Genomic DNA, 13,919 nt, shown 5'->3' with positions numbered 1-13,919 from the left:
TGCGAGAACCCTCCTTATTATCGTGTAAATGCTGCTGGCACACCGCCATCAATCGTCATCATGCAACCGGTTGTTTTTTCCGATTTGGAAGAGGCAAAGAAGGCGATGCCTTCCGCAATATCTCTCGGATAAATATTGACGAGCAAAGTTGTACGTTTGCGATAGTACTCTTCCAGTTGATCCGGTTCGATACCATAGGCTGCTGCACGTTCATTTCTCCATGAACCGTTCCAGATCGCTGAACCTTGCAGAATGGCATCCGGGAGAATCGTATTTACACGAATGCCGTATTCTCCACCTTCAGCCGCGATGCAGCGGGCCAAATGAGCCTCAAGTGCTTTGGCCGAGCTGTAAGCAGAAGCGCTTTTACCCGCATATACCGAGTTTTTGGAACCGATAAATACCATACTACCGCCAATTCCCTGCTGTTTCATCAACTTGAAGGCTTCACGCGCCACGAGGAAGTACCCTGTACCCAGCACGTTCATATTCAAGTTCCACTCCTTCAACGATGTTTCGTCAAATGGACTGGAGGTGGCCAGGCCTGCATTGTTCACGATAATATCCACGCCGCCATATTGTACGGCAACTTCGGCATACGCAGATTGCACGGCTTCCTCATCGGTCACATCCATCTTCAATGCATATGCGCGATTAGCACCATATTGATCGTTAATTTCCTGAGCTACCTTCTGCGCTCCTTCAAGGTTAAGGTCCGCAAGAACGACATGTGCCCCTTCGGATACCAATCTGCGTGCAGTTTCACTTCCAATTCCACCAGCACCCCCGGTAATAAACGCCACTTTGCGGGAAAATTCAGTCTCCGCTGGAGCCAGCGATAATTTGTATAGCTCAAGCGGCCAGTACTCCACATTGTAGGATTCATTGGCACTGAGGGATACGAATTGGCCCAGACTTGTCGCACCGCGCATCACCGCAATGGCTCTATGATACAATGCCCCGCTTACCTGGGACAGGGCCCAGCTCTTGCCTGTGTTGATCATGCCCACACCGGGGATAAGAATGACGCGAGGTGCAGCTTCGAACATCACGTCACCTTCATTTTTGTTGCTCTCAAAATATTGTTGATATTGCTTTTTGTAGGCGGCCACGCCCTCTACCAGCTTGGATTTCAGCCCTTCAATATCCTCCGCGTCCGGTGTCCAATCGATGAATAGAGGTACCACTTTGGTATGCACCAAATGATCCGGGCATGCCGCGCCTACCTGTGACAGCTTCGGTGAATCCACTCCACCAACAAAAGCAAGCACATCCTCCTGATCGTCAAAGGACAAAATCATTTTTTTGCTATCCGATACCGCTCCCCGAATGGTCGGCATTACTTTGGATACGATCTGGCGACGCACTTCTGCCTCAAGCGCAGGATGCTTCTCTCCGCCAAACAGAGTTCCTTCGTTCACACGTGCTTCAATGAAAGCTTCCGCTTCATTAATAATTTTGATCGTCTGCGCGTAACATTCTTCCGATGTTTCTCCCCAAGTCACAAGCCCGTGCTTCTCCATCAGAACCAGTTCCGCATTCGGGTTCGAGAATACGCTTTCAGCAATCATCTTGGATAGTGTGAATCCCGGACGCACATAAGGAACCCATACAAATCGATCCCCGTAAATCTCTTTCGCCAGTTCTTTTCCGTTATCTGCACAACACAGACTAATAATCGCATCCGGATGGGTATGGTCCACATGTTTATATGGAAGGAATGCATGCAGCAGCGTCTCAATGGATGCACGCGGGTGTTTGGAATCGATCATGCAGTGCCCCAGATATTCGACCATCTCTTCATCCGACATGGATTCACGTTCGATTAATGGACGAATGTCTTCGAGTCCAAGGCCTGTAAAATGCTTCGCCTGCATGGAAGCCAGGTCAGATCCACTACCTTTTACATACATCACTTCTATATCACGGCCGCGAAAATCTTTCACCGTCGTTTTGGTAGACGTGTTACCTCCGAAAATGTTACATACACGACGATCTGACCCAATCAAATTGGATCGGTAGACCAGCTGCTCCAGTCCGGTTGTTTTCTCCGAAGCCTGTGATGAATTCCATAAACTCTGTACCATTTGTTCCCCTCCGATAATGTTTGTTTTATTCCTAATCAGAGTTTATCATCTTTGTTTTGTTTTGAAAACAAAAGATTTTAAATATAAACGGAAAAATTCAAAAGAGTTTCTGTTTTGATGATTTTTCTTTCAATAAAAAACACCCTGACGTGTTGGTCAGAGTGTTTGGAAGAGAATTTTTGGTCAGAACAAGCTTAATGTCACTAGTTGATTAGATGAATCTTTTTAGAAATGCTAGACCCTATAGACCTTAGTAGATCCCTGCTTTTTTTGAAGTATTTTTAATTCCATAAGTGTCGTTCACAACCGTGTTTCCAAAGGATGTCAAACTTCCGTTAGGACCTGTAGCCAAGTCCAAATAGTTCAAATCGGAGCTGTTGCCATACCAGGACCATGCGAGCCAGCCTACCCCTTTTTCCTGACCATATTTCATGATTGCATATTCATCGACGTCTCCGTTCGTGTGGTATCCACCGAATTCACCAATGATCAGGGCCAGACCTTTGTTTAAAACGCTTTCCATGTTGGCTTTTACGGTTGCCGCGTCTTTACCGGCATATTCATACATGTGAATCGAGAACACAGTATTTTTCTGTGTATCTGCTGCAAATACACTTTGTCCATAATCCACGATGGATTGCGGGTATTGCCCCCAGCCTGCTGCATCCACGATCAATGTATTGTTAATACCGGCATTTCTCAGCTTGGGAATTGCTTTTTTGTATCCGTCAGCCCAGGCACTGCCGTTCCATGTTCCATACCATTCGTTCGCAATATTTACGATAACCCTGTCTTCTTTGCCAATGAGTGCTTCCTTGATGCTAATCCAGTAGTTCACTGCTGCATCCAACGAATTATAGTCATCCTTACCTGTTGCATCATGTACTTCAAGGACCGTAATCATTTTGTTTGCGCTTACAACATTAATGATGTTTTTAACAGAGTTCAGATCGTCTTTGGTGTACTGCACACCATTGGAGAGCACAATCCGTACGGTGTTGGCACCTGTTTTGGCAATCGCAGGAATCGCCGTGTTCAGGTCGCTCTTAAACCATGAATGTCCATGATTGACACCTCTCATAACAAATGCCTTGCCAGTGGAATCGTACAATTTGCCTCCACTTACATAAAATCCTGTAGCAGCAGACGCTTTGGGTGCAGCACTCCCCAGAATCACCAACATAAGTGCAGCTATTACGGTAAAGACTGTACACTTTTGCAACTTGACCATTCGTTAGAACCTCCTACATTTTTTTGTTTATTTCAATTAACCCTGCTCAAGGCAATAAGTTAACTAAAATCAAGAGTAAATCATCATTAAATAAGGTTATCATTAAGAACATACAACTTCATAATAAGATAAATAATTTAATTATATTTACCTTATCGTTAAGGTTATGGACATATAATAAAATGAAAACGCTTACCGGTCAAGTTATTTTTACCATGAAAAGGAATGAAATTTTGTGCTCCACAGCAAAGAAAGTACCTCATTCACCGATAAAAGAAGTGAACAGGTACTCTCTTGGTCATATGGATGGTCAATGGATATCATCTGCGCCGGGCAAAATCCACAAATCTGAACTTGTCGGGGCGATGCCTTGCTTCTGTGAACTGGAATTGACTCGCGTCCTCCAGGTAAACCTGGCTCCTTACCACAACTACATTGTGGAACCCTTCGAGATCAAGCAACTCCCTATCTTCAGCGGTAGGCTCCTCCACCAAAATTTCCTTTTTGGCAAAAGAGATGGTCAGCCCGAGTTCTTCCTCAATGTACTCGAAGATAGAATCATTACATATTTCCCTGCTCAAACCGGGAATAAGCCTCTGGCTTATATGGTCCTTATCGAGGATGACATGTTCGCCATCCACTTGCCGTACACGTCTGATCTCCCAGACCTTTTCATTCAGGCCAAAATTGATTTTCTTGAACAAGGCCTGATCAACCTTTTTTTCTTCAAAAACCTTAACGTACGTTTTGGCCCGATGTCCCATTTTTTTAGCCAGTTCCTTGAAGCTAACGAGACCTGAGATAGGAAAATCAATTTTACGTATATCCAAAACAATGGAGCCCTTACCTTGAATTTTCTGAATATAACCTTCTTCAGACAGCATTTTCAGCGCTTTGCGAATTGTCTCTCTGGACGTTTGATAACTTTCCGATAAATCCAGTTCCGAGGGAAGCAGCGTGCCAGCTTCAATTTCTCCAGTCCGAATACGAGCTGCGATATCTTCATAGATTCGGATAAATTTATTATTCATCATTCATCACCACTGTCCATTACCCTTTTTTTATCATATTAGCAACCTATTATAACATTAAAAGTCGAATAACGGATAATGTCGCAACTATCGATGATGAAATGATGAATTGACATGTGATTCAATCCATGTCTTTTACGTCAAATTTTGACGCGTTATCCTTACCATCTATGTCGCTACTCGTTCCTTTATCATCCATAGTTGGATTCTCTTCCTCCATAGTTTGGTTCTCTTCAATAATACGGATCAGCTTGTTCAGTCGGAAGATGAGGGCTGCCGCCTCGGATCTGCTCAGATGCTGCAAGGGACGGAAACTGCCATCTTGGTATCCCGTAAGCATATACATTCCAGCAAGCTCTTCAACCTCTTCTTTGGCCCAATCGGATACATCCATCTGATCCGTAAAAGCACGACGTGAAGTTGCGGGTTCCGGCTTGATTTTGCGAATAACATTCGCGATGATCTTTGATGCTTGTTCCCGGGTTACCAGCGCATAAGGTGCAAATTTACCATTCCCCATACCATGTACCATACCACGACTTACGGCTGCTTCGATCTCCGGAGCAAACCAATCCTGATCGTTCACATCCTGAAAAGCATTTTGATAATCCGCAGATGTGTCCACACCCATTAATCGCACAATAAGTGCTGTGAATTCAGCTCTTGTAATGGGACGACGGGGTTCGAAGCGGGTTTCACTCACACCTTGAATGATGTTTTGCTCTGCCAGCCATATAATCTGATCTTTATTGAATGTTTGACCAATATCAATGAACTTGATCTCTTTCTTGGCTGTTGTTTCCGCTTTGTCATTTTGCTCTGGTTGAGACACAACGGACTGGGCATCCTCCGGTTTGGAGGAAGTTACAGGTGAACCGGCCCCACTTCCGTTTGAAGGTGGATACGGCATAGTCACAGCCACGGCCTGCTGGCTTTCACTTTTTTCCCCGGCTGAATTTTCAGTCCACAATATGACATCATAGCGCTGCCCACCCGTTAATCCTGTCCAGATGTAGCTTCGATCCTTTCCACGATAAATCTCCCGCCCACTACTAGAAAGTACGATTATTTCATTCAAAGATTCCAACTTCCAGCTCAACGCAATGCTGCTTGTACTCTGAGAGGTGGCTGAAACGGTGAATTCTTCTGATGGCAATGTCTCGAACTCAGGTACATTAACTGTCTCTCCGTCTCCCGCCTCATTAAAAGGCACAATAGAAAAGTCTGGATAGCGCTGGGCACTTTCCAATTCAGTCACATGTATCGACGTTCCCATTGTTGTCGCAATCAGCTCGTCTTTCCGATAGATGCGATAGCCTGCTGCCCCAGGAATCATATCCCATACAATATCTGCACCATGCTGAGCGCGTTCTTCCACTTGGGGTGGAGAAGGAATTTTGCCTGGCAGTGTTACTGCTGTTAGATTAAAGCCGACCTCGCTCTTACCGGAAGCATTAACGGTTTTGATGGTGTACACATAATCTACACCAGACTCAAGCCCCCGGTCCTCGTAATAAGGCTCGTCAACAGACACTCGGCCGATCTCCGCACCGTCACGTTCAATGATGAATTGCTCAGCCCCCTTGACACGGCTCTTTTCGAACTGAAGTTGTATGCTCTCCTGTGTCGAACGATATTCCACTTCTTTGGGAGCTTCCGGTTTGGTTAACAGCGTATACTCGAGCTTATGTGATATATCCCCCTGCTCGTTCTCGGTATACAATTCGATGGAGTAGTTCGTTCCGCCCTGCAGCTCATTTACGATATACTCTTTTTGTTTACCTCTATACAGCTCGATACCATCCATTAGAACCACAAACGTTTCGTTGAGATAAGGGAAATCCCACTCCAATCTGGCATGCTCCGTCTCCGGATATAGCTTTATCTCAACAGAATCGACATGAGGCAGGGTGAAAAATGGAGCAACGACCATTGGACTTCCTTTACCTGCCGTATTATAAGGAACGATCTGTACTTGATCATATTGAGCTGCGCTGGTAAGTCCATTAAGGGTAACCTCAGTCAAATCATTCTCTGTAATGGTTGTGAATTCGTTATCCGCTATCATTACAATGTAACCCTCTGCCCCTTGGACCTTTTTCCACTTAATCACTGCTGCCGTCTCTTCAATTACATCTGGGTGCAGCGTTTCCTTAATTGTTGCAGGCAGCGTACGCAATTGAACATCAAATCCCGTATCGCTATCGCCCGAAGCATTCGAAGTCTTAACCGTATAGGTGTATCTCTCTCCCGGCGTCAGGTCACTATCTTCATAAGAAATGCTGTCAGCCGGAATACGGTCAATTTCAATACCATCTCGCAATATGATCAACTGTTCTGCTCCTCGTGTGGCGCTGCCACTCAGATCCAGCTTTGCCGATTGATCGGTTACGGCAGCAATACTTGCTGTTTGTGGGGATATGGGCTTGGTCAACAAAAGAACCTGAACAGGAGAAGAACGGTGACCATCCTCATTCATGACAGTAAGTTCAAACGCATACGTTGTGCCATCCAATAAACTGGCGAGATGGACCGATGGTTCGGACACAGTCTGTACTTCCCCCGTGGTCTGATTGCGTATTTCATATGCGGCAGCTCCCTTTACTGCTTCCCACGCCAAATCAAACGCGTGCGTTCCCTTGATCACCGTAATCCCATCTGAGGATAGTGGCAGGGTTTGAGTTGTTATTCCATAGGTAAGGGAAGCACCCGAACCACTTGCATTAACCGCCCGGATCTTATACGTATATTTCGTGCCTGGCAACAAATCCTCATCTACGAATTGGGTTTCACGCGCATCCATGCGAGCAATCTCTCGCCCATTGCGTTCAATGATGTATTCGTCTGCACCCTTAACTCCTGTTTTGGTAAAATCAAGATTAATACTGTTTTCCGACACTTCCAATGCCTTAATCTCCACTGGTTTCTCAGGCAATGTCAGTACAGATACATTCGTCGCTTCGGATGAGGTCCCTTGTCTGTTCATGGCAACAAGTGCGTAATGATGCATCGTTCCATCCTCAAGTCCTGAAATCAGTGTGGTCAGCTCTGTTCCACGGTAAATCTCTTTGTTCCCCTGTTTAATTACATACTCCGAGGCACCTGCTACCGCAGCCCATGACAAGTTGGCTTTATGTACCCCTGGTTCAACTACGATTTCTGAAGGCGATGCTGGTTTGGATAATCGAATCAAGCTGGCGGACTGACCGACTCCAGACGTGTTCAAGCCCTGTACTTCCACTAAATACTCCATGCCTGGTGACAATTCTTCAGCCGTATAGGCAAGTCCAGAAGTTCGACCCACTTCGGCCCCATTGATACTCACAATATAGGATTCGGCTGTATTTACAGATTCCCATTCCACACCAATGCTCGTTTCATCCGTATGTGTTACTGTGAGTCCTTCTGGTCTGGTTGGCAAAGTAAGAAGTTCACCGCTTGTGGGTGCACCGTAACCGGCTGCATTTCCGGCCTGCACCTGATACGTGTAGTGGCGGCTGCCAGATAACTGATGGACTTCAAGCTGTGTATCTGATATCTCATAACTCTGCCCCTCAAGAACGACCCGGTACTTCGTCGCTCCGGGTACTGCATCCCATCTGAGTGTTGCTCCTGTTTCAGTCGGCTGAACAAAGTGAAGACCTGAAGGACTCTCGGGAAGCGTCGTTCCAGATACTCGATTGGATTGACCTTGTCCACTTCCATTGCCTGCCTGAACGTCCACCTGAACCAACGTTCCCGCGGTCAATCCCGTTAGCAGATATTCATGGGTTCCAGCAAGCAGCGTCTCTCGCTTCTCCCCATTCACAAAGACTTCGTATCGCTCCGCGCCTCTTACAGGATCCCAACTTAGACGCATGCTCGTTGTTGTAGCATTATCTATACTCAAGTTTTCAATGGCCCCCGGCAATGTCATCAGCTTCTGCAAGCTTGTTACCGGGCCTTCTCCTGTCTCGTTTGCGGCCAGCAATTCATAGCTATACTCTGTTCCACTATCCAGACCTGCGTCCACATACTCCGTTTCCAATCCTTCGTAGATTCCTGCTCCACTACGTGAAAGGCTGTAATACGTGGCTGAAGTTACCGTCTCCCATCCCAGAGAGATCTCATGCTCCCGAATCTGCACTGCCTCAAATTCACCGGGTGCTGCAGGCAATGTCAGAAATCCCGCCCTGCTGCTTTCTCCCGCACCACTCTCATTCAGAGCTGTGACCGAAATCGTATGAATGCTCCCCGGGACCAGATTGGTCAAGTACGGAATATTGGAAGAATCGGAGATCGTCTGGTCATAAACAATTCTTCCATCCGAAGTTGCAGCCGTGATACGGTACGCAGTAGCCCCTTGAACCGAATCGAAATGCACTTCTGCCAGCCCAGGCTGGGAATCGACTTTTCGAATTTGTAATGATGCCGGTGCTGCCGGGATTGTCAGTGCACGGACAGCTACTGCATCACTTATGCCAGTGTGGTTTCGAACTCTCACTTCGTAATCATAGACTTGCCCACCACTTAGGGAGTCATCAATGTGCGTATGTTTTGGATAATCCAGTGTCCACAACTGGCCTGTCGTTTGGTTTATAATTTCATACTGATACCCGTCGGTATACCATTCTCCTGTCGGCAAATCCCATGTAAGTTCTGCCGAAGTCTCACTGATCTGTGTGATGCTCACATTTCCCGGTTGCTGTGGTTTGCGCTGGATCTGATAAGGCGCCGATACCGTCTCATATGTATTCCCTGCCACATCCATTGTTTTGGCATGGATATACCAAATGCCTTCGGATTCAATTGAAATTACAGGCTCATTCGAGCGAGCTTCATTCCAGTTGTCTGGCGATAAGGAACTGTTGGTCACATTGTACAATCGCGAATTCTCATTGATACCCGAATCAGAATCTTCATATTGAACGGTAGCAGATATATTAGTGTCACTCCAGCCTTGTCCATTCGGTGTAAATGTAACCGTTGGAGCAACCTGATCGACATAAGCCGTACGACTAATCTCCTTGCTAACGTTTCCGACAGCATCTCTCGCTCTGGCTCGAATGACGGTGGGACCGTTTGAACTCACGGTGCCTGAGTTTCCTGCAATATACGGGGCCCCATTCAAACTATATTCATACGAAATGGAATGTTCGTCTACGCTGCCAGCAATCGTAAATTGTACAGCTTCCTTGCTCCAGCCTGACTGACTTAATGTAATAACCGGTTCTGTTGGAGCGGTCTTATCCAATCGAATGATTGCTTTCGCAACAGTACTTACGTTCCCTACCTGGTCAAGCGAGCGCGCATATACTGTGGTTTTTCCTTCTTTGGTAACCTTCACTTCTCCAGTGTAATCGATCCAGGGGCCTTGTTCGTTTAGACGATATTGGCTTTTGGCAAGTCCACTGCCTGTATCTTCACCACTGGTGATTTCAAAAGACACATCCTGGTTTGTCCATTCATCATCACTGAGTGTAATCTTTGGCTCATCAGGGCCAGTCTTGTCAATTCGGGCAGTGGCTGAAGTTGACGCACTGACGTTAGAGGCCCGATCCACACTTCGCGCCTGAATCTCGGTTATTCCTTCCGTATGGATAGTAAATGGCTCTCGATAATCGACCCAAGTCCCTTCACCTCCAAGCCTATATTGCGTAAGACCCACTCCGCTTGCTTCATCCGTACCTGCCGTTAACGTCACCGTTACTGCCGAATGGGTCCACTCCGGAGGATTTAACGAAATGACGGGAGGTGTCGGAGCTGTACGGTCCACTCGCGCTGTAACCGAAGCCTCCTGTCCTGTATTGCCAAATGCATCTATACTGCGTGCAATTATCAGCGTGTTTCCTTCAGAAGCAACCGTAAAGGGAACAGTGTATTCCTTCCATTCTCCTCCAATCCCTAGTTTGTACTGTGTCTTCTGCACACCACTTAAGGCATCCGAACCTGCTGTAATCGTAACCAGGACATCTTCCTTGGTCCAAGAAAAAGGATTGACTGCTAAAGAGGGAGCGGTGGGACCAGTTGTGTCCTTTGTGATCTGACCTGCAGAGGCAAATGCAGTCTGTATGCCTTCTCCATTCAGTGCTGCTACATATACGTCATATATTCCGTCTGCAAGTCCAGTTAGCGCAAGTTCAGTCCGAGTTGATGAAGTTGTACCCGATGCAAACACTTGTCCGACAGAGTTACGTATTTCCGTTTTGTAATTCGTTCCCGCAGGATTGCCATTATTGTTCCAACTAGCCGTAACGGAGTTACCCGACTGGCTCACAGCTGCATCGCTTGGTGTATTGGCCAATGTAAATTTGCTAGCTGGGCTTGAATACCCCGTATAGGAACCGACCGAATTTTTGGCGCGCACAGCAAAAGAATACGGGGTATTCGGTGTAAGCCCGGTCACCTGACGACTATTGGATGTACCTGTATCGAAGCTCTGATTCGTCGTTACATTTTTCAGTTCATATGTCACGGAGGCATCATTCGCCTTCTTGTCCCAATTCACCGTTAGATTATTATTGTTAACCGATGTAAATGTTGGTGTTCCCGGAACCACGAAACTTTTTACCGTGAAATTGACCGTGCCCGCTGAGGAGACCCCTCCCTTGTCATCCATAACCCATACCTGCAACGTATGTGCACCATCTGCGAGCGTGTCAGGCAATGTGTAATTCGTGTTAAACAACTGATTGGAACCTGTAGCCGTCATTTGTGTCAACATATTTTCGGAGCCTCCGTCGATTGACCATTTGACAGTCAGAAGATCTCCCACATCCGTATCCCGGGTTGTACCGGAAATTTGGAGCTGTTCTCCTTTATAGTAGGTCTGGCCTGAAGACGGAGCCGATAGTGCAAAAGAAGGCGGTGCATTTTTGGGGCCAATTCCCACGATCGTCGAAAATTTGCGTGAAGCCTGGTTGGCAGTTGCTTTACCGTCCCACCAAAACTGCGCAGCAGTATCCGTTGCGGTAATGGTCTGGCCTGGCGTAAAGGAAGATGGAGAAGAACCACCTGTCAGCTGTGCACTGTCCGGGCTATTGTACTGCCCCATGAAAATGCGATCCGCGTCCACGACGTTATACGTGTTAGCATAAAAAGCGGTTACCTGAACTCCACCACTGTAATTGCGCCAGCCGTTCTCAATCACTTCAAACGGAGAAGCATCGTTGCCATTCACCATCGTATCCCAATAGAACGTACCTCCCAGATTGAGCGTAGAGCCGCTGCGATTAACAGCCTCCAGTTCCACCTTCATATAACCGCCCTGAGATGTGGCATTCACAATGGATACGCGCAAAATATACTCTACATTGTCTTTCTGCCTGGACATTTCGATTACATTATTATTGATTCGATAATAATTAAGGGGCAGCGACTTAAAATTAACTGGTGTTCCGTTATGATCAATAATGGTGGATACATTCCCTGTATCACCACCGTAGAATACATTTGTATTTGGAAGCAACACAATTCTATATTTGCCATCACTATTCATCTCCACTTTCACCTTGGAGGATTGAACAGCCTTCATGCTGGAAGTATCGGATACAATACTGATGGTTTCCACCGCTTCAGCCATAACGGCCGTTGAACCCCATTCGACCAGCATGGCTTGGGGTGACAGCAAGGCAAATGCCAGTACCACTTTGCTAAGCTGCTCGGCCTGTTTTTTTATACGTTTCTCAGATTTCTTCTTCAACGTCTGCTCTCCTTTTCTGCACACACAAAAAAGGAGGCACCCCAACAAAGGAACAAAGTCCTCTGTTGGGGTGCCTCCCCTAACAAGTGTCATTTTTTCTTGATTATAACGATTCAAATAACGAAAGTAAATACTTAAGAAGGCTGAATTTTGTCAATTCACGATTGATTGATTATAACGAATGGCTGAGAAACCATTTGTACAACTCCGGGTTTTCATACGTTTCTGTCCAAGCATCATGATCCCCTTCAGGGTATATCGTCAGCTTCACATCCGCATTCAACGCTTCAAGCGCATGAACAATTTTCTCGGATTCCGTTACATAAACGACGTCATCCTTTGCCCCATGAAACGCCCATATCGGCGTATTACGCAGTTCTTCCGCTTTGGAAGGGTCCGCTCCCCCACATACAGGAGCCAATGCAGCAAATGTATTGGGGTAAAAGAGTGGCAGATCCCATGTACCATACCCGCCCATACTCAGACCTGTAAGATACACCCGGTCTGGGTCAGCTGCTTCGGTTTCCAAAACATGTTCCAGAAGGGCCATAACAGCTTCGCGATGCATACCCCAAAATTCGTCCACAGGACATTGCGGTGAAATCACGATAAACGGGAAACTCTTGTCCTGATCGGCAATAAGCGGAACCCCGTTTGCTTTAAGCATTTCCAGATCATTACCGCGTTCCCCGGCACCATGAAGAAACAAAATGACAGGCCATTTCTGGTCCTCTGCAAGTGGTTCCTCCTTCTCAGGAATGTGCAGCAAATAATCCAAAGTGACGGTTTTGGTGATTTCTTTTACCAGTCGATGCCCGGTTTGCGACATATGCTCGCCTCACTTCTCATCTCTAATTTTCAGTAACGCTTCATCCAATGCTCCAACCACCTTGTCACACCATGCATCAAATTCGGGATCTTCGGTCTGCAATTCAGGATGTGCAAGAATATATTCTATGGTACTCCGGATTCCTTGATCAGCCCGAATGGTTGCCACAAATTCCGGAACAAGCCTTTTTAATTTACTGTTATCAAATACAACCGTATTCGCCTTGTCTCCCAGCAGACCGCCGCGAAGATCCTGATCACTGCACGCCGCCAAAAACTCGGAAGATACATGCACCGCATGAAGCTTGACACCAAGCACTCCTGCAATAATTTCATAGATCTGATTCCAGGTTACTGACTCATCTGAGGTAATATGTACCGATTCACCAATCGCGTGAATATTGCCCATAAGGCCAATAAATCCTTTGGCAAAATCACGGTTATGCGTTATGGTCCAGAGAGATGTGCCATCTCCATGAATGAGTACGGGTTTATTTTCACGTATGCGCTTGAGGACCTGCCAGCTTCCCTCTGCTCCATGTACACCGAGAGGTACAGAACGTTCACTATACGTATGACTTGGACGCACAATGGTGACCGGAAATCCTTCTTCACGATACTGTTTCATCAAATAGTCTTCACAGGCAATTTTGTTGCGCGAATATTCCCAATACGGATTGGATAATGGCGTACCTTCCGTGATCCGATAGTCAGCAAGTGGTGTCTGATAGGCAGATGCCGAACTGATAAATATAAACTGCTTTGTTTTATCTTTGAACAAACGGTAATCTCTCTCCAGCTGTGAAGGTACAAACGCGATAAAGTCTGCGACAACATCGAACTCCAGGTCGGCAATCAGCTCCGCAACCCGTGCTTCATCGTTAATATCGGCTTGCAGCACTTTGATTTGCGCAGGCAAATTATCATTTTGATTTCCTCGGTTGATCAAATAAAGTTCGCAGCCTTGCTTCGCAAGCTGATCGGTAATTGCTGTACTGATGGTACCTGTTCCTCCAATAAAAAGCGCTTTCATATTTGGCCACCTCCAGATGAAATTGATC

At 46.4% G+C, this 13,919-nt stretch carries 6 protein-coding genes; all 6 read right to left on the bottom strand.

Annotated elements, in window-relative coordinates; translation table 11 throughout:
- Positions 1-17 precede the first annotated feature (17 nt).
- Positions 18-2,087, bottom strand: coding sequence for a bifunctional aldolase/short-chain dehydrogenase (locus tag BMY78_RS09265; protein ID WP_090897093.1), 2,070 nt, complete (start codon positions 2,085-2,087; stop codon positions 18-20).
- A 250-nt stretch (positions 2,088-2,337) separates the two neighbouring features.
- A complete protein-coding gene (locus BMY78_RS09260; RefSeq protein ID WP_371129154.1) occupies positions 2,338-3,270 on the bottom strand; it encodes a glycoside hydrolase family 5 protein in 933 nt (310 codons plus the stop codon).
- Positions 3,271-3,638: 368 nt separating this feature from the next.
- Positions 3,639-4,349, bottom strand: a complete 711-nt coding sequence (gene treR, locus BMY78_RS09255; RefSeq protein ID WP_090897085.1) for a trehalose operon repressor — start codon at positions 4,347-4,349, stop codon at positions 3,639-3,641.
- A 121-nt stretch (positions 4,350-4,470) separates the two neighbouring features.
- Complete coding sequence (locus tag BMY78_RS09250; RefSeq protein WP_177185689.1) at positions 4,471-12,030, bottom strand: fibronectin type III domain-containing protein; 7,560 nt, start codon at positions 12,028-12,030, stop codon at positions 4,471-4,473.
- 172 nt (positions 12,031-12,202) lie between these two features.
- Positions 12,203-12,859 (bottom strand): carboxylesterase family protein, encoded by a 657-nt coding sequence (locus tag BMY78_RS09245; protein ID WP_090897077.1) that lies wholly within the window; start codon positions 12,857-12,859, stop codon positions 12,203-12,205.
- A 9-nt stretch (positions 12,860-12,868) separates the two neighbouring features.
- Positions 12,869-13,891 (bottom strand): SDR family oxidoreductase, encoded by a 1,023-nt coding sequence (locus BMY78_RS09240; RefSeq protein WP_090897073.1) that lies wholly within the window; start codon positions 13,889-13,891, stop codon positions 12,869-12,871.
- Between the last annotated feature and the right edge of the window lie 28 nt (positions 13,892-13,919).

This window comes from Paenibacillus sp. OK076 (genome assembly GCF_900110055.1).
Taxonomy (GTDB): domain Bacteria; phylum Bacillota; class Bacilli; order Paenibacillales; family Paenibacillaceae; genus Paenibacillus.
Note: the sequence above shows the minus strand (reverse complement) of the source record. Positions and strands in the feature narration are given on the sequence as shown.